The sequence below is a fragment of the Bradyrhizobium sp. Arg816 genome (assembly GCF_029989365.1).
GTDB lineage: Bacteria > Pseudomonadota > Alphaproteobacteria > Rhizobiales > Xanthobacteraceae > Bradyrhizobium.
The window spans coordinates 145,142-167,296 of the sequence record NZ_JAPRAQ010000018.1; the positions used below are offsets into that span (position 1 = coordinate 145,142).

20 protein-coding genes and 1 pseudogene are annotated in these 22,155 nt (G+C 64.4%); 13 read left to right on the forward strand and 8 right to left on the reverse strand.

Annotation, left to right across the window (positions count from 1 at the left end; all coding sequences use genetic code 11):
• Positions 1-94: 94 nt before the first annotated feature.
• Entirely contained in the window at positions 95-460 is a 366-nt protein-coding gene (gene dksA / locus OWC48_RS33040; protein WP_008554760.1) for an RNA polymerase-binding protein DksA, read from the forward strand.
• A gap of 295 nt (positions 461-755) precedes the next feature.
• Here dksA and OWC48_RS33045 read toward each other — a convergent pair whose 3' ends face one another.
• Positions 756-1,154: a helix-turn-helix domain-containing protein gene (locus OWC48_RS33045; protein WP_282523729.1), complete on the reverse strand. Its 399-nt coding sequence runs from the start codon at positions 1,152-1,154 to the stop codon at positions 756-758.
• 95 nt (positions 1,155-1,249) lie between these two features.
• Between OWC48_RS33045 and OWC48_RS33050 the strand changes: the two genes are divergently transcribed.
• Together OWC48_RS33050 and OWC48_RS33055 are read left to right on the forward strand one after the other, a co-directional pair.
• Positions 1,250-2,278, forward strand: a complete 1,029-nt coding sequence (locus tag OWC48_RS33050) for an aldehyde reductase (protein ID WP_282523730.1) — start codon at positions 1,250-1,252, stop codon at positions 2,276-2,278.
• Positions 2,279-2,381: 103 nt separating this feature from the next.
• Positions 2,382-3,161 (forward strand): 2-keto-4-pentenoate hydratase, encoded by a 780-nt coding sequence (locus tag OWC48_RS33055; protein WP_282523731.1) that lies wholly within the window; start codon positions 2,382-2,384, stop codon positions 3,159-3,161.
• A 147-nt stretch (positions 3,162-3,308) separates the two neighbouring features.
• Here the strand turns inward: OWC48_RS33055 and flgH are convergent, their stop codons facing one another.
• From flgH to flgF, 4 genes are read right to left on the reverse strand one after another with little or no spacing between them, the layout of a single operon-like run.
• On the reverse strand, positions 3,309-4,073 hold the full coding sequence (gene flgH, locus OWC48_RS33060) for a flagellar basal body L-ring protein FlgH (protein WP_282523732.1): 765 nt from the start codon (positions 4,071-4,073) through the stop codon (positions 3,309-3,311).
• A gap of 3 nt (positions 4,074-4,076) precedes the next feature.
• Positions 4,077-5,216, reverse strand: a complete 1,140-nt coding sequence (gene flgA / locus OWC48_RS33065; RefSeq protein WP_282523733.1) for a flagellar basal body P-ring formation chaperone FlgA — start codon at positions 5,214-5,216, stop codon at positions 4,077-4,079.
• A 10-nt stretch (positions 5,217-5,226) separates the two neighbouring features.
• Complete coding sequence (gene flgG, locus OWC48_RS33070; RefSeq protein WP_028158324.1) at positions 5,227-6,015, reverse strand: flagellar basal-body rod protein FlgG; 789 nt, start codon at positions 6,013-6,015, stop codon at positions 5,227-5,229.
• A 16-nt stretch (positions 6,016-6,031) separates the two neighbouring features.
• Positions 6,032-6,793: a flagellar basal-body rod protein FlgF gene (flgF, locus tag OWC48_RS33075; protein WP_071912210.1), complete on the reverse strand. Its 762-nt coding sequence runs from the start codon at positions 6,791-6,793 to the stop codon at positions 6,032-6,034.
• A 381-nt stretch (positions 6,794-7,174) separates the two neighbouring features.
• Here flgF and fliL point away from each other — a divergent pair, with 381 nt between their 5' ends.
• The 5 genes from fliL (at position 7,175) to OWC48_RS33100 (ending at position 10,972) form a co-directional block, all read left to right on the forward strand.
• A complete protein-coding gene (gene fliL, locus OWC48_RS33080; RefSeq protein ID WP_212095498.1) occupies positions 7,175-7,675 on the forward strand; it encodes a flagellar basal body-associated protein FliL in 501 nt (166 codons plus the stop codon).
• 19 nt (positions 7,676-7,694) lie between these two features.
• Complete coding sequence (fliM, locus tag OWC48_RS33085) at positions 7,695-8,897, forward strand: flagellar motor switch protein FliM (RefSeq protein ID WP_014494007.1); 1,203 nt, start codon at positions 7,695-7,697, stop codon at positions 8,895-8,897.
• Positions 8,894-9,340, forward strand: a complete 447-nt coding sequence (locus OWC48_RS33090) for a DUF6468 domain-containing protein (protein ID WP_282523734.1) — start codon at positions 8,894-8,896, stop codon at positions 9,338-9,340. Before fliM ends, OWC48_RS33090 begins: the two co-directional genes overlap by 4 nt.
• 9 nt (positions 9,341-9,349) lie before the next feature.
• Positions 9,350-10,111: a MotE family protein gene (locus OWC48_RS33095; protein ID WP_014494009.1), complete on the forward strand. Its 762-nt coding sequence runs from the start codon at positions 9,350-9,352 to the stop codon at positions 10,109-10,111.
• Between the two features lie 663 nt (positions 10,112-10,774).
• Entirely contained in the window at positions 10,775-10,972 is a 198-nt protein-coding gene (locus tag OWC48_RS33100; protein ID WP_282523735.1) for a hypothetical protein, read from the forward strand.
• A 22-nt stretch (positions 10,973-10,994) separates the two neighbouring features.
• Here OWC48_RS33100 and OWC48_RS33105 read toward each other — a convergent pair whose 3' ends face one another.
• Positions 10,995-14,402: a VCBS domain-containing protein gene (locus tag OWC48_RS33105; RefSeq protein ID WP_282523736.1), complete on the reverse strand. Its 3,408-nt coding sequence runs from the start codon at positions 14,400-14,402 to the stop codon at positions 10,995-10,997.
• 370 nt (positions 14,403-14,772) lie between these two features.
• Between OWC48_RS33105 and OWC48_RS33110 the strand changes: the two genes are divergently transcribed.
• The 5 genes from OWC48_RS33110 (at position 14,773) to OWC48_RS33130 (ending at position 20,909) form a co-directional block, all read left to right on the forward strand.
• A complete protein-coding gene (locus OWC48_RS33110) occupies positions 14,773-15,465 on the forward strand; it encodes a FecR family protein (RefSeq protein WP_282523737.1) in 693 nt (230 codons plus the stop codon).
• A gap of 144 nt (positions 15,466-15,609) precedes the next feature.
• Entirely contained in the window at positions 15,610-16,383 is a 774-nt protein-coding gene (locus OWC48_RS33115; protein ID WP_282523738.1) for a tetratricopeptide repeat protein, read from the forward strand.
• Between the two features lie 36 nt (positions 16,384-16,419).
• Entirely contained in the window at positions 16,420-16,614 is a 195-nt protein-coding gene (locus tag OWC48_RS33120; RefSeq protein WP_282523739.1) for a hypothetical protein, read from the forward strand.
• A gap of 230 nt (positions 16,615-16,844) precedes the next feature.
• Entirely contained in the window at positions 16,845-20,591 is a 3,747-nt protein-coding gene (locus tag OWC48_RS33125; protein ID WP_282523740.1) for a tetratricopeptide repeat protein, read from the forward strand.
• 81 nt (positions 20,592-20,672) lie between these two features.
• Positions 20,673-20,909: a hypothetical protein gene (locus OWC48_RS33130; RefSeq protein ID WP_282523741.1), complete on the forward strand. Its 237-nt coding sequence runs from the start codon at positions 20,673-20,675 to the stop codon at positions 20,907-20,909.
• A gap of 161 nt (positions 20,910-21,070) precedes the next feature.
• Here OWC48_RS33130 and fliP read toward each other — a convergent pair whose 3' ends face one another.
• Complete coding sequence (fliP, locus tag OWC48_RS33135) at positions 21,071-21,826, reverse strand: flagellar type III secretion system pore protein FliP (protein WP_063982286.1); 756 nt, start codon at positions 21,824-21,826, stop codon at positions 21,071-21,073.
• Positions 21,823-22,155 (reverse strand): annotated as a pseudogene (locus tag OWC48_RS33140) (flagellar biosynthesis protein FliO); the annotation flags it as partial. The gene fliP and the pseudogene OWC48_RS33140, both read right to left, overlap by 4 nt.

The following is a 22,155-nucleotide window of genomic DNA, read 5'->3' on the forward strand; positions in this document are numbered from 1 at the left end:
AACGGACCCGTTTCCGTTGCGAGTCGTTGCTTAGACAGATAGGCCGCCCTTGGAAAAGTTGAAAAACTACCGACCGACCGAAAAAGAGCCTTTCATGAACGACCGGCAGAAGGAGTACTTCCGTTTGAAGCTCCTCGCCTGGAAGGATGAGATCCTCAAAGAGTCCAAGCTCACGCTGCAGGCTCTGCAGGAGGAGAACGTGAACCACCCCGATCTCGCCGATCGGGCATCGTCCGAAACCGACCGCGCCATCGAACTCCGCGCCCGCGACCGCCAGCGCAAGTTGATCGCCAAGATCGACGCCGCGCTCCAGCGTATCGAGGACAACACCTACGGCTATTGCGAGGACACCGGCGAGCCGATCTCTTTGAAGCGGCTCGAAGCCCGGCCCATCGCAACGCTCTCGGTGGAAGCGCAGGAGCGCCACGAGAAACGCGAGAAGGTCTACCGCGACGAATAGAGTCCGAGCCGCAGCGATGCGGCTCTTTGTTTTTGGGCTCACGGTGCCGCTTGAGCGCCGTGATCAGCATTTTGTCTGCCGCTTGCCGTGATGCGCGGCGCAGGGCGCGATCGCGAAAAGTGAATCACGATCAATGGGCTGGAGTCACTTCCTCCGAGCTCACGTAAGTTCGGATGAGAAACAGCCTTCACTTCAGGTGCGGGAGGTTTTGCGAGTCGCATCAACGAGATCGACTCGAATGCTGAGGCACCGATCCGGCAGCTTCACACATTGCTGCAATCGGGCTTGGCTGCAATCAGGCTTGCTGCGACGCCACAAGGCGCGCATCGCCATAGAGCCTGGACCAGCTCAATATTTCCTTAAACGCCGGCAACAGGCCGTAGGCCTCGTCCGTCAGCTCGTACTCGACTCTCAAGGGTTTCTCCGCGAAGACGGCTCGCGACACCAATCCATCCTGCTCGAGCTCGCGCAGCTGCGTGGTCAGCATGTGCTGGGTGATGCCGCCGATTGATCGCCGCAACGCACCGAAACGGACGGCGCCGTTCATCAGCGCAAACAGGATCTCCAATTTCCACTTGCCGCCAAGCGCATGGATGGCGCGCTTGAAGTCGGCGAGCAGGGCAGGGTCGGGGCTGCAATCGCAGTCGCTGTCGCAAACACTGGTCAGGTTTTCCATACCGGTCTCGAAATCCATTCTACTTGTTCCCCGGGGAGATAGTGACCAGATGCGGCCTTGAGCAGGGTGGCGGAACCAATTCGCCCAGCCTGCGCAGTGAGGGGAGTTCGGCAATGAGCATTGTTCTGGTCACCGGCGGATCCGGCTTCGTCGGCATCCATGTCGTCCTGCAACTTCTGGCCGCCGGCCATCAGGTGCGGACCACGGTGCGCCGTCCGGACCGGCAGGCCGACGTGCTGGCGATGTTGCGCGAGGGTGGAGCTGCGTCGCCGGAAAGCCTGTCCTTTTTCACCGCCGATCTCACCGCGGACGACGGCTGGCGCGAGGCCGTCGCCGGCTGCGATTACGTGCTCCATGTCGCCTCGCCATTGTCGACCAGTGTTCCCAAGGACGAGAACGAGATGATCATCCCGGCCCGCGACGGCACGCTGCGGGTGCTGCGCGCCGCGCGCGAGTCCGGCGTCAAACGGGTTGTTATTACGTCGTCGTTGGGCGCGATCGGTTATGGCCATCCGCCGCGCGAAAAACCGTTCGACGAGACCGACTGGACCAATCTCGGCGGCGCCGACGTGCAGCCCTACATCAAATCCAAGACGCTGGCCGAGCGGGCGGCCTGGGATTTCATCGCGCGCGAGGGCGGCGGGCTTGAATTATCGGTCGTCAATCCCGCCGGCATTTTCGGCCCGGTGCTGGGGCCCGACTTCTCCGGCTCGATCGAGATCGTCAAATCGCTGCTCGACGGCGCCATGCCGGCGGTGCCGCGGGTCTATTTCGGCGTGGTCGACGTGCGCGACGTGGCCGATTTGCACCTGCGTGCGATGACGGCGCCCGAAGCGAAAGGCGAGCGCTTCATCGCGGTCTCCGGTGAGACGATGTCGATCCTCGATATCGCCAGGGTGCTGCGGCGGGAACTCGGACCCAGGGCGCGCCGGGTTCCACGGCTCCAGGCCCCGGACTGGCTGGTGCGGCTGACCGCGAACCGGATTCCGCTGCTGCGCGCGGTCGTACCGATGCTTGGAAGGGTTCGGCATTCCACCAGCGCCAAGGCGAGGTCGCTGCTCGGCTGGCAGGCCCGTTCCAACGACGAGGCGATCCTCGCGACGGCCGAAAGCCTGATCCGGCTCGGTCTCGTCAAGGGCTGAGGTCGCCCTTAGGAGTCCTTTGGGCCGTTGGCCCGCGCTTGTCACGCCCCGGCGGGAATGCTGAACTGCCGACCTCAATTGCGTAGCGTGGGAGCCGGCGCCGATGGACAAGATTCTCAAAGCCGCAAAGGCGATAGCGCTCGCGCGCCGTAACCGCGCGCCGCTCGCGGCCCTGGACCATCCGCCGGCCGATGAAGCCGAGGGCTATCAGGTCCAGCGCGCGCTGCACGATCTGCTGCTGCCGCATCTCGGGCCGCTGGCCGGCTACAAGATCGGCTGCACCAGCCAGGTGATGCAGGACTATATCGGCATCCCGCATCCCTGCGGCGGCAGCGTGTTCCAGAAGGGCGTGCACGAGAGCGGGGCCAAGCTCGCAGCTGCCGACTATGTCCGTGTCGGCGTCGAGTGCGAGATCGCGGTGCGATTGAAGCGCGACCTCGCCGCCGGCGAGGCGCCGTTCACGGCCGAATGGGTCGGCGAGGCCGTCGAGGCCTATCATCCCGCGATCGAGATCGTCGATGATCGCTATGTGAAGTGGGAAACGATGGGTGCGCCGACGTTGATCGCCGACGATTTCTTCGCCGCCGGCTGCGTGCTGGGTGAGGCGGTGCCGCGCTCGTCGGTGCCGGATCTGAAGGCGGTCAAGGGCCGCGCCATCGTCAATGGCGAAGAGGTCAGCCACGGCACCAGCGCCGACGTGCTCGGCCATCCCCACAACGCACTCGCCTGGCTCGCCAACCACCTCGCCGCCGAGGGCAAGGGGCTGCATGCGGGTCAACTCGTGCTGACGGGGAGCCTGGTGAAGACGCTGTGGCTGAAGGCCGGCGACAAGGTGCGGATGGAGCTGGACGGGCTGGGCGTGGTGGAGGCGGAGTTCAAGTGAGGCTGCTAAGCCATTCCCCGCCGTCAGTCGTCCCAATTGCCTTTACAAAATACATGCGGCCCTCGCCAGGGGAGCTAGCGAGGGCCGCGTAGTACATCGTCGTTCGCGCCTAGGTTCGCGAACACGATGTGGGAGCTCGGGAGAGACTTAGAAGGGCAGCAGCACGTCCATGACTTGCTGGCCGTAGCGCGGCTGCTGCACGTCCGTGATCTGGCCGCGGCCGCCGTAGGCGATGCGGGCCTGCGCGATCTTGCTGGAATCGATGGTGTTGTCGCTCTGGATGTCTTCGGGGCGGACGATGCCGGCGACCACGAGCTCGCGGATCTCGTAGTTGACGCGGATCTCCTGCTTGCCTTCGACCACGAGGTTGCCGTTCGGCAGCACCTGGGTGACCACCGCGGCGACGTTGGTCTGCAGGGCTTCCGTGCGGTTGACCGAGCCCTTGCCGTCGGCGGAGGATGTCGAGTCCGTGGTGAGAAGGCGGCCGGGCAGGATCTTGAGCGGCTGCGTGACCGTCTGGCTGCCGATGAAATTGGTAATCCCCGAATCCTCCTTGGCGGTTCGGCTGCGCTGGGTCTCGTTGGCGATGTTGGCCTTGTCGGTGATGTTCACGGTCACGGTGAGGAGGTCGCCGACATGGGTCGCGCGCTGATCCTTGAAGAAGGCCCGGCTGCCGTTGCGCCACAGCGAGTTCGGATTGTAGGAGGCGACTTCCGGCTTCGGCATCGGCATCTGCACCGGCTTGTAGCCGGGCTGCGTCGTCGGATTGTCGATCGCCGACAATTTCGGTTGCTCGCCGATCTGCGACAGGCGGTCGATCGAGGAGCAGCCGCTCGCCAGCGCGCAAACTGCCAGCAGCAGACCAGAGATCGCGACGCGACGAAGGCGGGAAGCCGAACTGAACGTGGACATGACTTACTCTGACTTGGCTGGAGCTTGCGGGACGCGAACTTGCGGAATCTGGGCTTGGGCGATTTGAGCCTGCGATGCGGGGGCCTGGACCAGGTTTCGGACCAAAGCTGCAGTGTCGACGGGTGCGGGCGCTTCGTCCCGCTTCAGCGACGAGGTCTGCTCGACCGCAGGCGCCATCGGCGCGGACTGGCTCGCGCCTTGGATCGTCACCTGGCCGCGGCCGGTGACCATGCCGCTCAGCGTGCGCTTGGTCTGCAGGTTGAGCACGCTCACGGTGTCGCCCTCGGCGCCGCTCTCGAGCGCCTTGCCGCGCGTGGTGAGGTAGATCCCGGGGACCTGGTAGATGACGGTGACGCTCTGATCGCGCTGCACGAAGTCGGGCTTGACGATGTCGGCGACGCGGATCGGCATACCCGCCCGCATCGGCCGGCGCAGCTGCATGCCGAGCGTGCGATCGCGCGAGGCGGCCTCACCGGTGACCTCGGCCTTGGGCCGGCGCTCCAGCGCGATGTCGGAGGACTTCAGGAGATCGGCGCGGTCGATGTCGCGCGTCAGCACGGCCACTTCCACCGTCTCGATCGCGGTGCCGGTGAAACGCAGCTTGGTCGGCGTCGAATTGCTGTCGTTGTTGATCTCGAAGGCGATGTCGAAACGGCCGTTGCGGGCGTCATAGCGGGTTGCGACCGGCTGAAGCGCGCCGGTGTTGGAGGCATCGAGCCGCATGTCGGCGACGCCGCGGTCGAACGTGACGGCGATGTTGGCGGCTTCGCCAAGGCCGAAGCGGCGCTCGAGCGCCGAGGCCACCGCGGTCTCGAGGTCCTTGTTGGCGAGCGTGCGGGCGAGGCGGGTGACCTGGACTTCCTTGATGTCGCCGGTCATCACGCCGATCACCTGCTTTGCGCGTAGCACCGACAGCACATGCGCGACTGGCAGCGCGCCGGTGGTGCCGAGATCGGGCGAGCGGTAGACCGGGATCAGCGCGGCCGAGCCGGCATTGTCGATGAGATCGCCGACCCGCACCACGTCCGAGGTCACGGTGACGCTCGCGCGCAGCGTCGGCGCTGCGATGAAATCGTCGGCGGCCTGCGCCGGCAGCGCCAGCAGCAGGAAAGCGGAGATCGTGGCGAGGGTGGTGCGGATCATCGTCATCACCTCAGCGGAACAACGCCGTGGTCGATTGCATCATCTGGTCGGCGGCGCTGATGACCTTGGCGTTCATCTCGTAGGCGCGCTGCGCGGCGATCAGGTCGCTCATCTCCGAGACGACGTCGACATTGGCCTGCTCCAGGCTGCCCTGCGTGACCTTGCCGTAGCCTTCGGTGTTCGCGGTGCCGTCCTGCGGCGGGCCGGAAGAGGGCGTCTCGACGAACTGATTGTTGCCGACGGGCTGGAGGCCCGCCTTGTTGATGAAGCGGGTCACGCCGATCTGGCCCTGAACGGCCGACGTCGACGAACCCGGCAGCGTCACCGAGACCTGGCCCTGCTCGTTGACGGCGAGGCCGGAGGCGTTGTTCGGGATGGTGATGGTCGGCTGCACCGGGTTGCCCTGCGCGGTGACGACGCGGCCCTGGTTGTCCATCTGGAAGGTGCCGTCGCGGGTGTACTGGAAGGTGCCGTCGGGCATCAGGATCTTGAAGAAGCCTTCGCCCGAGATCGCGAGGTCGAGGTCGTTGCCGGTCTGCGACAGCGTGCCCTGCGTCATGCTGCGCGGCGTGCCGACGGTCTTGACGCCGCCGCCGATGTCGACGCCGACAGGCACGATGGTGCCCTGGTCCGAGGCCTGCGCGCCGACGCGGCGGACGTGCTCGTAGATCAGGTCCTGGAACGCCGCCGTCTGCTTCTTGAAACCGGTGGTGCGTAGGTTGGCGATGTTGTTGGAGATGACCTGGACGTTGAGTTCCTGGGCCGCCATTCCGGTCGCAGCGGTGTGGAGCGCTTGCATGTCAGTGATCCCCTAATCAGGCCGGAACGTCGGCGAGCTTCTCGATCGCCGATTTGTGGAGGTCGCTCTGCTGCTGGAGCAGATTGGCGATGGCGGTGTAGCTGCGCATGACCTCGACCATGCGGCTCATCTCGCCGACCGAGTTCACGTTGGACTTCTCGATGTAGCCCTGGCGCACGGTCGACTTGGTGATGGCCTGCGGGGTCGCGGAGCCGACGTCGTAGAGGTTGGCGCCGAGCTTGGTCAGTTTCGCCGGATCGTCGAACGCAGCCATGCGGATCTTGCCGCGGATCGAGTCGGTCTTGGCGGTGCCCTCGAGCACCGTGACGGTGCCGTCGGGCGCGACGTTGATGTCGTGGTCGGTGGGCTGGAAGGTGATCGGGCCGCCGGTGCCGAGCACGAGGTTGCCGTCGGAGGTGACGAGCTGGCCGGTGCTGTTGAGCGAGAACTTGCCGTCGCGGGTGTAGCGTTCGCCGCCATTGGCCTGCACCGCGAAGAACGCGTTGCCGTCGATCGCCATGTCGAGCGGGTTGTTGGTCGGCTCCATCGGCCCCTGGCCGACGTCGCGGAAGGTGCCGCGGTCCTGCACATAGGAGACCCGGCGGTCGGACGCGATGAAATTATCCTCACGCGCGTTCGAGTTGAGAAACTCCTCGAACAGCGAATGGTCGGCCTTGAAGCCGTTGGTGTTGGCATTGGCGACGTTGTTGGCGATGACATCCATCTGCCGTTCCAACGTCATCTGCCGTGACAAGCCGATCAGAAGCGCGTTCTGCATCGGAAATCTCCCCTGAGTGAGCCTGCCACCTCGCTCTCCCAAGCGCCTTGGCCGACCCGTGAACGAGACCGCCAGGTTCTCCCAAACCCTCCGGCCTCGGTCCTTTCTCAGCGAAAGCCGTGCCAACTCAAAAAGACTCGTAATTTCAATATCTTGTCGATTTCGAAGGGGCGCGGGGAGGCGGCAGAAAGGTTCTGTTAGCCATGTTTGCCCGGCAGATTTTTCCTAGTGGAGGCCCAATCGAAAGAAACCGTTAACCATTATTACCGTAGCGTTTGCGTGTAAGAGGAGCGCACTGCGCTGGGGCATTTGTATCGCGTCACTGTCTGCCAGGAGGCTTCGCTCTTTCGACCCCTTATGAGATGAGCGAGCCTATCGACCATGGCAGACAATGAAGCGGAAGGCGGCGCAGCCGCCGAAGGCGCGGAAGCCGCTCCGCCGAAGAACAAGCTCAAGCTCATCATCATGGCCGTCGGCCTGCTCGCCGTCCTCGGCGGCGGTGCCGCGACCTGGTTCTTCTTCTTCCGTCATGGCGACGACGAGCATCACGCCGAGGCGGCGCCGCCGCCGAAGCCGCCGGCCTTCGTCGACGTGCCCGACATCATGGTCAACCTCGCCGGCGCGCCCGGAGAGCGCGTGCAATATCTCAAGCTCAAGATCGTGCTGGAGCTGAAGGAAGAGAAGCAGATCGAGGCGATCAAGCCGACGATGCCGCGCGTGACCGACATCTTCCAGACCTATGTGCGCGAGCTGCGCTCCTCCGACCTCAACGGATCCGCCGGCGTCTTCCGCCTCAAGGAAGAGCTGACCAAGCGCGTCAACGCGGCGGTCGCCCCGATCCAGGTCAGCGCGGTGCTGTTCAAGGAAGTCGTGATCCAGTGAGCATGACGGGCTAGGGATCATGGCAGGCACCGACCAACCAGACCAGGATGCAATTGCCGCCCAATGGGAGGCCTCGCTTGATTCCGAGGATCCCGCGGAGGCCGCGAAGGCTGCTGCCGAAAACGAACTATCCGAGACTATGGCCCTGCAATGGGCGGCCATGGTCGAGGACGGCAGCCGCGATCTCGGCGCCGGCAAGAATTCCGGCGAGCGGGTGCTGTCGCAGGAGGAGATCGACAATCTTCTCGGCTTCGCGGTTGGCGACGTCACGCTCGACGACCATTCCGGCATTCGCGCGATCATCGATTCAGCGATGGTCTCCTACGAGCGTCTGCCGATGCTCGAAATCGTCTTCGACCGCCTGGTGCGGTTGCTGACGACCTCCTTGCGCAATTTCACCTCCGACAACGTCGAAGTCTCGCTCGACCGCATCACCTCGGTGCGCTTCGGCGACTACATGAACTCGATCCCGCTGCCGGCCGTTCTCTCGGTGTTCAAGGCCGAGGAGTGGGAAAATTTCGGCATGGCGGTGGTCGATTCCAGCCTGATCTATTCGATGATCGACGTGCTGCTCGGCGGCCGGCGCGGCGCGAGCCAGCTCCGCATCGAGGGCCGGCCCTACACCACGATCGAGACCGAGCTGGTCAAGCGGCTGGTCGAGGTGGTGCTGGCCGACGCCGAGCAGGCGTTCCGGCCGCTGTCGCCGGTGACCTTCACGATCGATCGGCTCGAGACCAATCCGCGTTTCGCCGCGATCAGCCGTCCCGCCAACGCCGCGATCCTGGTGCGCCTGCGCATCGACATGGAAGATCGCGGCGGCAACATCGAGCTGCTGCTGCCTTACGCGACCATCGAGCCGATCCGGGGCGTCCTGCTCCAGATGTTCATGGGCGAAAAATTCGGCCGCGACACGATCTGGGAGGGCCATTTCGCCACCGAGATCAACCAGGCCGAGATCGCGGTCGACGCCGTGCTCTACGAGGCCGAAATCCCGCTCAAGCAGCTGATGCGGCTCAAGGTCGGCGACACCCTGCCGCTCGACATGCGCGCGGATGCCAACGTGACCGTGCGTTGCGGCGACGTCACCCTGACCGAGGGGCGGATGGGCCGGGTCGGCGACCGCGTCGCGATACGGGTGACGAAACCCCTGCGCAAGCCAAGTACGACACTTGCGATGTTCGAGAAGGTCGACGAGCAGAACAAGATGATGGAGGCCCCATGAACCACTCCCTGGGAATGGCGATCGAGACGCTGGTGGCTATCCTGCTGATGCTGACCATCGTCTACTGTGTCATGCTCAACAAGCGGCTGACGCGACTGAAGGCGGACGAGCATTCGCTGAAGGCGGTCATCGGCGAGCTGATCACCGCCACCGAGATCGCCGAGCGCGCGATCGGCGGGCTGAAGCTCGCGGTGCGCGACGTCAACGAGAACCTCGGCAGCCAGCTGGCGGCGGCGACACAGATGTCGGACCAGCTCTACAAGCAGCTCGGCGAAGCCGACAACGTGGTGCGGCGCCTGTCCAAGATCGCGATCGCGGCGCGCCCCGCGACGAGCCCGGAAACGGCCGAGGTGCCCGCGGCCAAGCCCTCATCGGCGAAAGCGGTGGCGGCTGCGGCCGAAGCCTTCTCCGAGCGCCGACGGTCCAACGGCCTCGCGGCATAAAGTCAGGGTATGAAATCCTTTCGTAACATCCGCGTCATTCCGGTCGTCCTGGTCGCCGTCGCAGGGCTCGCCACGCTCAAGGTCGTGGGCCTCGTGATCAATGGCGGCTATGTCTTCGACTACCAGCCGAGCCAGATCAAAAAATCCTGGGCGCAGGAGAATCTGAACTTTCCGACGGGGCGGGAAGACCCCGATATCACGGGATCTACCCATGGCGCGCCGAAAGAGGCGCCGAAGCCCGCCGCGCCCGAGACCAAGCCCGAGGGCACCGTGGTCAAGATGGACGAGGCCCAGCCGCAGGTCTCGGCATCCGAGCGCGCGATCCTGGAGCGCTTGCAGGCACGCCGCCAGGAGATCGAGTCCCGCCAGCGCGAGATCGACATCCGCGAGAGCCTGCTCAAGTCGGCCGAGAAGCGCATCGAAAACAAGGTCGAGGAGATGAAGGCGGTGGAATCCCGCATCTCCGCGACCCAGGCCGAGCAGAAGGCCGCCGAAGCCCAGCGCATGAAGGGCCTCGTGACCATGTATGAGGGCATGAAGCCCAAGGACGCCGCACGGGTGTTCGACCGGCTCGAGATGGGCGTGCTGATCGAGATCGCCTCGCAGATCGCGCCGCGAAAGATGTCGGACATCATGGGAGTGATGTCGCCGGAGGCCGCCGAGCGGCTGACGGTCGAGATGGCCCGCCGGGCCAATGGCGGCGGCGATCAATCGGCCGCGGCCGGCGATCTCCCCAAGATCGACGGCAAGCCGACGCAAAAGCCGAATTGAAGGCTCCGGAGGCGCGGCGCGCTGCGGCAGCCTGCGCGCAATCGCGCGGTCGTTCGGCCTGTACGCGGCTAGACGCCTTGCGCGTCTAGTGCGCGAACCGCTGTTGAACCCTGGGCCCCGTCGCGCTCAGCGGCTTGTCGACGGGAAGGAGGGTCTCGCAGTGCTGCCTGATCAGCGCAGCCTTCGTCGTGCGAGTCACGAGATGAAGGGTGCTGTGGCAGCAGGAGCACTCGTATACCTTTAGTGCATAGCCCCGCGCGATTGGAAAGACGGCTACGACCGCTCTTGCCTGGCTACATACAATACAGTTGGCTTCTCCGCTCATTGATTGCTCCCCCAAAAAAGTTGACCAATCGCATTCGCATCGCAATGATCACATTTGATTCAGAGTCGTTGATGGACCGCAACACCTCTGAGGTTGTGCGAGCCTATTCGGCAACCAAGTACGCAGATCAAACGCGCCGGGGAGTGGGGTGATCGCCGCGAGCTTGACGTCCTCGTCGCACGAAGCACGTCGGCTCGCGTTGCAGATGCAGCTGAAGCAGGCGGCATCTTCTGAGGCTGCGATGAGTTGACGCGTGCAACTGTGAACTGGAGTACAGTGGTGCTGGAGAGTTCGTCCTAGGCTCCCGCCATCGGCAATCAGCCGCGCGGGCGGAAGCCATGAATTACTCGTCCGTAGCAGAACGCGCAATCGAAGCCGTCAATCGACTGCTCATCGCGGCGATGACGTTGGCCTGGACATCCGCGCTTGACCATCAGCATGCATTGCCGCCGCAAGAAGAGGATGGCGACACTGACGATGCTTGTCCCGAGCTGGACAGCTCCTCGGCGTCGGATGGCACGGGAAAACAGCACTGAAGATCCAGTCGCCCTGCGGACTTCACACGATCAGATCGTGCGGCACGTGGGCGTGAGCTGAGCCCGCCCCGTGAGCCGGATCAATATGCGGCGGGGACGGTTCAGGCATCGACGCCGGCCTGGATCCGTGGACGACGCCAGCATGCTCGTGATGACCGGACGGGTCCGAAGGATCGTCCCATCCTGCGCTGAGCTCTGAACGGTGGCCATGCAAAGCGCCATCCCTGGTGGCGTAGGGTTCGACTGCCGCGTGCCAGGGCAGGGGCGCAATGTCACCCGAACCGTCAGAGCCGTGTTGCTTGAAATGAAATGAGTCCCCGAGGTGGACCCAAGCACCTCGAGGAAGGCCGTCCTCGGCTATCGGGTCGCCATGATGATGCTCGCGGAAGTGATTTTCGTGGTGTGACGTCTGGATGGAGTCGGGGCCGGACTCGATGCTCGGGTCGACCGTGGACGGTGTGACCGGACCGCTGTCCTTGGCGGCCACGCGCTCCCAAGCGGGCGCGATCTCCTTGCCGTTGTCGAACGGTGTCAGCTTGTCGAATACGAACCTATTCTCCGCAACTGCCGTGGAATGAAGGTGGTTGACGGGCTGCACGTGGCTCACCGCGGAGGCCACGCTCTCGCTGCTGGACGCGTCCGATCGCGTGTTCGTATCGTCGGGCTGAACGAACTGGGTGTGCCTGACGAGGGCAATCCGGTCGCAATCGGCATCGAACCTGCACCCGCTCGCCTTCGCGGCTTGCCCGGGCCCGTCTCCGTCGATCAGGGCGGCTCGCTCATGGACGGTTTCGCCTGATGAGAGGCTGGTCGCCGTCGTCGGGCTACCGGTCGCGTCGTTGTCCGCGCTCGCTTCCAGATTGGCCGGCTCGGCTGCCATCGCATGACCCGACGTTTCCAGCGCGAGCATGAAATCCGACGTCTGGACGGTGGAGAAGCCATCGAGATGGATTTCCACCAGACTGGAATTGCCGATGCTCAGGCTTTGATCCGTCGCATTGACGTACACGATGGTCTGGTTCGCCGAGCTGTCGTAGAGCCAGGCGATCGTATGTGCGGGCACCATCGTGCTGGAGTGGTCGAGTGCCAGAACGGAGAGGGTGAGCGCGCCGAGCGCTATCACGTCGCTCCGCTCAGAGTCTGCCTTGAAACCAGAGATGATATCAGGTCGCGCTGCACTGGAATTCGACGTCGAAGCAAAGACGAAATGATCGTCTCTGGAGCCGCCGGCAAGAAGGGTCTGTTCGTGCCCGTCGTGACAGGTGTCGCAATTGTCGTTTGTGCCGATCTTGCCATGATCCGGACTTTCGCCGGAGACACCGATGCCATCCGTGTTCGCGTCAAGGGCGCTCGCGGCCACCGTCGGACCGGCGGCAAAAGCTCGCGCAGCCGCATTGTCTTCGGGGGGCGCGGCGGCGTGGGGCGGATCGGCGGCATCGAGCGCTGCCGCGTGGCCGAAATGGTCGCGATCGTCGGCGCCGTGGATTGTGATGGCTATGGTCTGTTCCGTCCCATCGATGGTCGTGACCGTGAAGGTGTCGGTCAAAGTCTCGCAGGAAGGAAGCGCCTGCACGGCACAGTTGGTGGTGTCGAGCGTGTAGGTCCACACACCGGCGGCGGTCATCGTGAAACTGCCGTAGCCGCCCGCGCTCCGTGTCGCACAAGTGACCGGCGTGAATGTGTTCGGCGCGTTGTCGACGTCGGTGTCAGTCAGTCTGCCGCTCGCCGTCGGCTTGCCGTGTTCCCTGCAATCGGGCTCGGTCACCGAGCCAGTGATGCAGCCGTGAATGATGGCCGGATCGTTCGTGCCGTGGATGGTGATCGTCACCACCTGCGCGGTGCCGTCGATGGTGGTCACGGTGAAAGTGTCGGTCAGGGTGTCGTAGGCGTTCAGCGCCTGCACGACGCAATTGGTATTATCGAGCGTGTAGGTCCAGACGCCGTCAGCGGTCATCCGGAAGCAGCCGTAACCGTGGTCGCTCGCCCTCGGCGAGGTCACCGGCGTGAAGCTGTCGGGAGTATTGTCGACGTCCGCATCTGCAAGCTTGCCGGTCACGATTGGAGTCCCGGGCTTCCAACATGCGGCTTCCGTCACGGTACCGGTCGTCGTCCCGGAAATGACGGCAGCATCGTTGGAGCCGTTGATCGTGATGGTAATCAACTGCGGGGTGCCGCCGATGCTGGTCACCGTGAAGGTGTCGGTCAGCGTCTGGCCGACGTTCAAAGCCTGTACTGCGCTGTTGGATTGATCGAGCGTGTAGCTCCAGACGCCGTCGGCGGTCATGGTGAAAGTGCCGTAGCCGTGTGCACTCTTCGTCGGGGAATTGACGGCCGTGAAAGTGTTGGCGGGGTCGTCGACGTCGACATCCGAAAGCTTGCCGGTCGTGAGACCGGTCGTGAGAGGGGGGGCGGATGCGGCATTGGCGACGCCGCCGAATTCGACCGACGAGCCGGTCGTCGTACCGGAGATGATCGCCGCGTCGTCGGCCCCGTTGATGTTGATCGTGAAGGTCTGTTGAGCCGAAAGCGACCCGTCGGACACGGTGATCACAAAGCTATCGGTGGTCGGCGTCTTCAGCGCATTGATCGCGCCACTGTCGGGAACGAAGGCATAGGCGCCAGTCGTGCTGTTCAGATAAAGCGTGCCAAAAGAGCTGGTCTTCGATACGTCGTAAATCGCTCCCTGCAGCGCGGTAGCGCCCGTAGCGCCTCCGCTGATGCCGAAAGTCAGCGCGGCGCTGGAGCTGCTGGCGCTGAACGTTCCCGTTGTTGCGGTGAAGACGTCGAACGCGACCGTGTCGAGTTCAAGCGGGCCCGCCTGCACATTCAAGATCGGCGCCGTCCGCACGGGCGTGATGATGTCTGGCACCGTGACGATGATCGGCTGCAACGGTGGCAGCGCGTTCGGCCCCGCGGGCGCTATGAAATTGATCGGCTCCAGCGGCAGAGATTCGACGAACGGAGGCGTGCCGGACCCGTTCTTGCCAAATCCCTTCGAGAAATTTTCGAGCGCCTCCTGCTGGGCCACCCGCAGCTCCTCCATGCGCGTGGGGCTGTTGTCGAGCTGATTCACGGCAAGCCCTGAGCCGACCTTGCTCAGCACGACGGTTTGTCCGGGGTCCTCGACGATGATGTTCCGCGGGATTGGTTCCTTGGTCGTGAGCTCGAACGTGCCGTGTGCAAAGTCCTTGTATGTAATCGTATCGTCGTCCAGGAACGTTGCGTTCGGGTCTGCGGCCCTGACCTCTTTGATCATCGAGAAGAGCAATGCCGTGAGCGACAGCATCCCGAAACGGTCGGCAGAGGCTCGCTCATGAGATTGAATAGCGGGTACATCAGGAGGACTGCTCTTCGCCGTCTTCACGCGGCGATGCAGGCCCGCAGCGGCTTCGCGCTCGTCCCCGTGCTCTCCAGTGGACGTGACGGCCATTTTTCAACCTCGATTGCCCGAGCGGTCGGCCTCAGGCGTCGCCCTATGCCGCTGCATCTTGGCCGGCTTGCCGCGTCACGCGATCGGGAACAATTTTGTGCCGGCAACCTCAGCCATGCCCGCTAAAAGTCGTCGTTTCCGAGAATTCCGCCCAGGCTGATCACGGCAGAATTGCTGTCGTTTCGCCCGAAGGCACCGCTTTCAGCGCCAAAAGCTGTTTGAAATTGCCTGGCGCGGATAGTGACTCTTTTGGACACGGCGATCAGCCATTCGGATTACCCCGGAATAACCATTTTGGCTGTCGTGGCTTGCTGCGGCTGGTCTGCCATTATCCCCGATGGCTTTCGCCGGCGCTGTCGGAGCCGTTCGGATGCTCGAGGATCATTTCTTCGAAAAGGAGGAAGCCATGGGCACTCGTGCAACGATTGTTCTCGTGGCAGGTCTCGTCCTTGCGCTGGCCGCTTCGTCACCCCGCCCGGTTCAGGCGCAGGATGATTCTCCGCGGCGCGCCGTGCTGGACTCGTCGTCAAAGCCAATCGGGAAAGTTGTGGCAGCCGATGGCTCGGTCATCATCGAGCATGCGGGCGCCGCCATTGTCCAGGCAAACGTCGGGGGCGAATCCATCCAGACGAAGATCGGTGATCCCGTCTATTTGGGCGATGTGGTTCGAACCGGTGCCGACAGTCGGGTCGGCATCAACTTCGTCGATGGAACTTCGTTCAACTTGTCGAGCAACGCCCGCATGACATTGGACGAATACGTCTACGAGCCGGGTGGAAAGTCCAATTCGACAGCCTTCAACCTGACCAAGGGAACGTTCGTTTTTGTTGCCGGCCAGGTTGCGAAGACCGGAGACATGAAGATCGAAACGCCGGTCGCGACGATGGGCATTCGAGGCACCACACCTCACGTCGAAATCTCGGACGACGGAACCACCAGGTTTTCCACTCTGATCGAAGAGGGCAAGGACAAATATACGAAGAAGCCCGGTGCTGCGGGGACACGCCAACCCGAGCAAAGGGCCGAGAAAAGGCTCAATCTGAACATCTGCCGCGGCTGCTAGAGAATTGGTCCGACCCGGTGCAATCGCCAGATCTCAGAAGATCGGGAGCCTGACATGAAACCAGGATCCTCCGTTGCCGAAGGCGGACTGGCGCTTGTCGTCCTGATGTTGGTCGGCTTGCCGGTCGTGGCCCAAAGCTCCAGGGTGAAGGACAGCTATCTCAGCAATATCGAACTGTGCAACGGGACGGGTACCACCTCGCTCGATGCCCGGATCGGTGCCTGCACGACTTTCATACAGGCGCGTCCAGACTCGACGGCGGCTCTGGCAATCGCGTACAACAATCGCGGCAACGCCTACACTGCAAAGGGCGACTACGACAGCGCCATCAGCGATTTCGATCAGTCGATCGCACTCAATCCGACATACGCAAAGGCCTTCAACAACCGCGGCGTGGCTCACTTGAGGAGACGCGAATATGAGCTCGCGATCGAAGCCTTTGATGATGCGATCAAGCTCGATCCCGGCTATGGCGCTGCCTTCATCAACCGCGCCGGAGCCTACCTGAAGAAAAACGACCACCAGCGCGCGGCGCATGATTACGACGAGGCAATCCGTCTCCAGCCCGCCTCGCGGGCGGCATGGAGCGGACGATGTTGGACCCGGGCGGTTCTTGGTGCCTCGCGAGAAGCGCTGGAGGATTGCGACAGAGCGCTTCAATCGGGATCGACCAGCGCCGCCGTGTACGACTCGCGTGGGCTGATCCACCTGAAGATGGGTGAGTTCGGTGCGGCGATCGATGACTACAATTCTGCCCTGCGAGCCGCCCCGGAACTGGCGAGCGCGCTCTTTGGCCGCGGGCTTGCCAAGCTGAAGCAAGGCGATGCGACCGGCGGAAAATCTGACATTTCGACTGCGAAGACAATTCAGAAGAACATCGGCGACGAGTTCGCGCGTTATGGCGTCGATTACGACTGAGTTGGCCCGGTGAGGCGGAACGAATCGGAGGTGAATATGGATGCAAGGTTCGCGCTCATTCAAGCTCACGACGATAGCATTCGCCGCTATCGGCGGTTGTTGAACACACCGCTGACCGATCTCGAGCGTGAGTACATCGAGAGCCGAATCTCGGAAAAGCGATTGACCTTGCAGTCAATTCGCGAAGCGCGAGGCAAGGTGAATGCCTTGCCGGCCAATCGAGGGGGTTGATTGGCATTCCTGACGGGGCGACCGAAGGGGTGTTAACACCTCCTTAACCACTTGCTCTCCAGATTTCGAAGCACGAATGCCTGAGCCCGCAAGCAGGCGTCGCGACGCACTGTGCCGGGTGAATTCGTCATTACAGCATTAACAAGTCCTTAATTGGCAAAACCTACAGTCGACGGCACGCGCCGGCGCCAGTGCTGGCATGGACCGCCGAATTGGAAGAAACGCCGCCAATGGCGCAGAAGGCTGCCGCTGGATTTATGTCGCGAGCCCGCGCTTTGGCGCGAGGGCTGTCGCGCCATGTCCGCAAGGCACCCGTGCTGGCGGCCTGCCTGCTGATCGGCCTCGGTGCGCCCGCCCGCGCCGCCGATGTGGTCCGGGGCGAGGCGACTTTCTCGGCCGGTGGCGGCTTTGCCCGTCTGGTGATCAAGCTGGGCGAGGACGTTCCCTCCGAGGTGACGACGGCCGGCTCCATTCTCATCATTCGCTTCGACCGGGCGGTCGACGTTCCCGTCGATCGCGTTCCGGAAGGTGCGCCCGACTACGTCAATTCTGCCCGCCGCGATCCCGACGGCAGCGCCATCCGCCTGTCACTGGCGCGGCGTGTCACCGTCAACACCATGAATGCCGGCGAGCGCACCTTCATCGATCTCTTGCCGGAGGGCTGGAAGGGGCCGCCGCCAAGCCTGCCCATGGACGTGGTCAAGGAACTGGCCGAGCGTGCGCGTGTCGCGGAACGTGCCTTGCGCGCCCAGCGCGCCGCAGCCGAGACCAAGAAGCGTCCGCAGATCCGCGTGCGCGCCTCAGTGCAGCCGACTTTCGTGCGCTTCGTGTTCGAGATGCCCGACGGCGTCGGCGTGTCCTCCGTGCTCAACGAGCAGAAGCTGACGCTCGCGTTCAATGCCGGACTCAATTTCGATCTGGCGGACGCCGTCGTCGCCGCGCCTCCGAACGTCGCCTCGATCAAGCAGAAGTCCGACATCGACCAGACCAGCGTCGAGATCGCGCTGATCGGCGATTCGGACGTGCACTCCTTCCGCGACGAGAAGAATTACGTCGTCGACATCTCCTTCCAACCCGACAAGGGCAAGACCGCCGCGACGGCTGAGGCGGTGATCGCGCAGGCGAAGCCTGTGGCCCAAAGCCATGGACCGGCTCCGGAAAAGCCGGCGGCCGAGAAGCCGAAGGAGGTCCATCGCGAGATCGCGCCGCCGACGTCCGAGACGATCGCGCGCGAAGCCAAGATCGAAGCCAAGATCGAAGCGAAGCCCGAGGTGAAGCCGGAAGCTCCGGCGGCGATGCCGCCGGTCGACGCACCGAAGCCTGCGCCGGCTCCCGCGGCCGAAGCACCGCATGCTGCGGAACCGCCCAAGGACGTGTCGAAGCCCGCCGCGCCGACAACGGAAGCTGTGGTCGCGCCCGTCAAGCCCGCGGTGTCCGAAGCGCCCAAGGAGATCGTGAAGGAGGCTGCGAAAGAGCCGGTCAAGGACAGCATCAAGGCCGCACCTGCCGAGGCGCCGGCCGCGCCGCAGCCCACCGTGGCCAGCGTCGATGTCCGCCGCGACAGCGATGGCTTGCGCGTGATCTTCCCGCTTCAGGTGGCAACGCCTGCGGCGGCGTTCCGCCGCGGCGATACGGTGTGGCTGGTGTTCGATACGCCGAAGCCGATCGACGTCGAGGCGATCCGCAGCCGGGGCGGTGCGATGATCGGCGAGGTCAGCCGCATGCCGCTCGATAAGGGGCAGGCCGTCCGCATCCGTCTCACCCGGCCGCTGGTCTACTCGCTGACGAGCGAGGAGATCGGCAAGGAGACCAATTGGCTCCTGACGCTCGCCGACAAGATCCAGGCGACGCCGCTACCGCTGATGATGTCGCGCAACATCACCGACCCCGCGCTCGCCAATATCGCGATCCCGTTCGCCAATCCGGGCCTGTTGCACAAGCTGACCGATCCCGACGCCGGCGACACGCTCTATGTCGTCACCGGGCAGCGGCCGGTGCGCGGCTTCATCAAGCGGCAGGATCTCGTCGATCTCTCGCTGCTGGAATCCGCGCACGGCATCGCGATCCGGCCGAACTCCGACGAGGTCGGCGTCGAGGTCGGATCCGACAAGGTCATTCTCGGCAAGAAGGGCGGACTGACGCTGTCGCCGGTCGATATCTCCGCCGAGCGGGCGCCGACCGCGGTGCGGCCGGTCTTCAGTCCGGAAGGCTGGCGCAAGGGCCAGTCGGAGGATTTCTGGACGCGCCAGGGTAGCCTGATCACGGCGATCTCGGCCGTCGAGCCGGCGCAGCGCTCGCTGCCGCGGCTCGATCTCGCCCAGTTCTACATGTCGCGCGCCATGTACCACGAAGCCAAGTCGGTGACCGACCTGATGCTGGCCGATCCCCTCAACAAGGAGGAGAGCGGCGCGCTGATCATGCATGCGATCGCGAACATCTTGATCGGCCGGCCAGCGCAGGGCTTGAAGGACCTCGCTAATCCCGTGATCGGTAACAGCCACGATTCCCAGCTGTGGAAGGCGCTCGCCTATGCGCGCCAGGGCAAGTGGGCGGATGCGCGCGAGAAGTTCAAGAACGTCGAATTTGCCATCGCCTCGCTGCCGATCGACATCCAGCGCATCGTGACGATGGAGGCAATGCGCGCCTCGCTCGAGGTGAAGGATTATGCCGGCGCCTCCAAGCGCCGCAGCGAGATCGAGGTGGTCGGCATATCGCCCGAGGCGGCGCCTGGCTTCGCTGTGCTGCGCGGCCGGCTCGCCGAGGCGCTCGGCCACGACAAGGACGCGCTCGACGACTACAAATTCGCGGTCGCCTCGAACGATCGTCAGGCGGCGGCCGAGGCCAAGCAGCTCGAAGTGGCGCTGCGGCAGAAGCGCGACGAGATCAGCAAGGAAGACGCGCTGCGCGAGCTCGAGACGCTGTCGATGACCTGGCGGGGCGACTCGATCGAGGTCAAGACGCTCCAGATGCTGTCCCAGATCTATGCCGAGAACGGGCGCTACCGGGACGCGCTCAGGGCGGCGCGCACCGCGACAAGGCTCCAGCCGAACGCCGAGGCCTCGCGTCAGGCGCAGGACCTCGCCTCCGACCTATTCACGCAGATCTTCCTGGGCCCCAAGGGCGACGAGCTGCCGCCGGTCGAAGCGCTCGGGATGTTCTACGAGTTCCGCGAGCTGACGCCGATCGGCCGCCGCGGCGACGAGCTGATCCGCCGTCTCGCCGACCGTCTCGCCTCGATCGACCTGCTCGACCAGGCCGCCGAGCTGTTGCAGTATCAGGTCGACCATCGCCTCGAAGGCGCAGCCCGCGCCCAGGTCGCCGCGCGCCTGTCCATGATCTACCTCGCCAACCGCAAGCCCGACATGGCGATCTCGGCGCTGCGCGCGAGCCGCATCAGCGATCTCTCCGGCGAGCTGCGGCAGCAGCGGCTGCTGCTGGAGGCGCGCGCACAGAGCGACGTCGGCCGCCACGATCTCGCGCTCGACATCGTCTCCAACGTTTCCGGGCGCGAGGTGCTCCGCCTGCGCTCCGACATCTTCTGGGCGGCGCGGCGCTGGCGCGAATCCGCTGAGCAGATCGAGCTCTATTACGGCGAGCGCTTCCGCGACTTCAAGCCGCTCAACGCGGTGGAGAAGAGCGACATCATCCGTGCCGCCGTCGGCTATGCGCTCGCCGACGATTCGATCGGCCTGTCGCGCTTCCGCGAGAAATATGCGCCGCTGATGAGCGAGAGTGCGGACCGGGTCGCCTTCGACATCGCGAGCAAGCCGGCAGCGTCCTCCAGCGCCGAATTCGCCGAGATCGCCAAGCTTGCTGCCAGCGTCGACACGCTCGACGGCTTCCTGCGCGAGATGAAGCAGCGCTTCCCCGACGCAACCGCCCGCGCGCCGGCCTCGCCGCAAGCCAAGGACGAGGCCGACCACACCGGCTCGCTGCCCACGATCCCCGTCGTGCGGCAGATCAAGATGACGCGGTAGGAACCCTGCTACCACGAGGCCTCTCGACAGGTGCCCGTTGAAGCGGCAACCTGCGCGTCTTCACGCCGGGAGAGCGTCGATATGAGCAAGCCTGCCAAGACCGAAGCCGAACTCATCGCCATGGCGCGGGCCGAATTGAAGGTCCATGCCGATGGTCCGGATGACCTCGTCATCTCGATCGTCCGCGACGGCGACAGCTGGGAATTCCGCGCCGATGCCGACCAGGCCGCGACGGATAAGCCGGGCTTCCCCGAAAGCGTCGCCATGCTGGTGCAGATCGGCGATCACCTCAGCAAGCAGTATGACGTGGAGGGGTAGGGCGCTGTCGACGCCGTCTCACTGTACGCCACGTTCTCGGTGTCATCGCCCGACTTGATCGGGCGATCCAGTATTCCAGAGACCGCAGTGATGAAATCGAAAGGCCGCGGCGTACTGGATGCCCCGGACAAGCCGAGGCATGACGGCGGATGGAGCCGCAGTTATCCGCCCCCGTAACTCTGCACCAGGCTTCCCGCCACCAGCGACCAGCCATCGACCAGCACGAAGAAGATCAGCTTGAACGGCAGCGAGATCGTTGCGGGCGGCAGCATCATCATGCCCATCGACATCAGCACGGAGGCGACGACGAGGTCGATGATCAGGAACGGGAGAAACAGCAGGAAGCCGATCTCGAAGGCGCGCTTCAGCTCGGAGATCATGAAGGCGGGAACGAGGATGCGCAGTGCGAGGTCGTCCGGCGTGGCCGGCGGTGGTTCGCCCGAGAGATCCAGGAACAGCTTGAGGTCCTTCTCGCGCACGTTCTTCTGCATGAAGCCGCGCAAGGGGACGGAAGCGCGCTGGAGTGCGTCCTCGACGCCAAGCTGGTTGGCGACGAGCGGGCGGATGCCCTCGTCGTAGGACTTCTGCAGGACAGGTCCCATCACGAAGAAGGTGAGGAACATCGCGAGCGCGATGATTACCGAGTTCGGCGGCGCGGTCGCCGTACCCATCGCGGTGCGCAGCAGCGACAAGACGACCACGATGCGCGTGAATGACGTCATCATGATCAGGATCGACGGCGCGATCGACAGCACCGTGAGCAGCGCGATGAGCTGGATCGCGCGCTCGGTAACGCCGCCCCCCTGACCGCCGAGATTGATGCTGATGTCCTGCGCATGCGCAGGCATCGCGAGCGAAGCCGCGGCGATCAGGACAGAAAGAAAAACAACTCTACGCGGGAGGGCCGGCAGCCTCACGAAGACGGCTTCGGACGGCCGAGCAGCGAGGCCATCTCGTCTTCGAGATTTTCAAAGCTGGTCTTCTCCGCGGCCGGCTTTGCGGGCGGAGCCGGGGGGGCCGGCGGCTCGCTGCGTGCGGCGCGGGGCGGGGGTGGCGCGGGCGGCTCCGGCGCAACCGGAGGCGCGACCGTCTCGCCGGCGGGGCGGCGCAGCGCGGCTTCGAGACGCTGAGCCATCTCGGCGAGATTCTGCTCGGCGTTCGAGGGCGCGGCAGGAGCGGGGGCCGGCGGCGGAACGGGCGGAGCCTGCGGCGCGGGCGGAGGAGGCGGCGGCGCGGCCGCGCGCTC

Bases quoted from the DNA above. Each gene is read 5' to 3' on its own strand.
- OWC48_RS33130 (WP_282523741.1), top strand. From the start codon at position 20,673: ATGAGCAAGCCTGCCAAGACCGAAGCCGAACTCATCGCCATGGCGCGG.
- OWC48_RS33090 (WP_282523734.1), top strand. From the start codon at position 8,894: ATGAACCACTCCCTGGGAATGGCGATCGAGACGCTGGTGGCTATCCTG.
- flgG (WP_028158324.1), bottom strand. From the start codon at position 6,015: ATGCAAGCGCTCCACACCGCTGCGACCGGAATGGCGGCCCAGGAACTC.
- OWC48_RS33045 (WP_282523729.1), bottom strand. From the start codon at position 1,154: ATGGATTTCGAGACCGGTATGGAAAACCTGACCAGTGTTTGCGACAGC.
- fliL (WP_212095498.1), top strand. From the start codon at position 7,175: ATGGCAGACAATGAAGCGGAAGGCGGCGCAGCCGCCGAAGGCGCGGAA.
- flgA (WP_282523733.1), bottom strand. From the start codon at position 5,216: ATGATCCGCACCACCCTCGCCACGATCTCCGCTTTCCTGCTGCTGGCG.
- OWC48_RS33105 (WP_282523736.1), bottom strand. From the start codon at position 14,402: ATGGCCGTCACGTCCACTGGAGAGCACGGGGACGAGCGCGAAGCCGCT.
- flgF (WP_071912210.1), bottom strand. From the start codon at position 6,793: ATGCAGAACGCGCTTCTGATCGGCTTGTCACGGCAGATGACGTTGGAA.
- OWC48_RS33125 (WP_282523740.1), top strand. From the start codon at position 16,845: ATGGCGCAGAAGGCTGCCGCTGGATTTATGTCGCGAGCCCGCGCTTTG.
- OWC48_RS33055 (WP_282523731.1), top strand. From the start codon at position 2,382: ATGGACAAGATTCTCAAAGCCGCAAAGGCGATAGCGCTCGCGCGCCGT.
- OWC48_RS33100 (WP_282523735.1), top strand. From the start codon at position 10,775: ATGAATTACTCGTCCGTAGCAGAACGCGCAATCGAAGCCGTCAATCGA.
- fliM (WP_014494007.1), top strand. From the start codon at position 7,695: ATGGCAGGCACCGACCAACCAGACCAGGATGCAATTGCCGCCCAATGG.
- OWC48_RS33095 (WP_014494009.1), top strand. From the start codon at position 9,350: ATGAAATCCTTTCGTAACATCCGCGTCATTCCGGTCGTCCTGGTCGCC.
- OWC48_RS33050 (WP_282523730.1), top strand. From the start codon at position 1,250: ATGAGCATTGTTCTGGTCACCGGCGGATCCGGCTTCGTCGGCATCCAT.
- OWC48_RS33110 (WP_282523737.1), top strand. From the start codon at position 14,773: ATGCTCGAGGATCATTTCTTCGAAAAGGAGGAAGCCATGGGCACTCGT.
- OWC48_RS33120 (WP_282523739.1), top strand. From the start codon at position 16,420: ATGGATGCAAGGTTCGCGCTCATTCAAGCTCACGACGATAGCATTCGC.
- dksA (WP_008554760.1), top strand. From the start codon at position 95: ATGAACGACCGGCAGAAGGAGTACTTCCGTTTGAAGCTCCTCGCCTGG.
- flgH (WP_282523732.1), bottom strand. From the start codon at position 4,073: ATGTCCACGTTCAGTTCGGCTTCCCGCCTTCGTCGCGTCGCGATCTCT.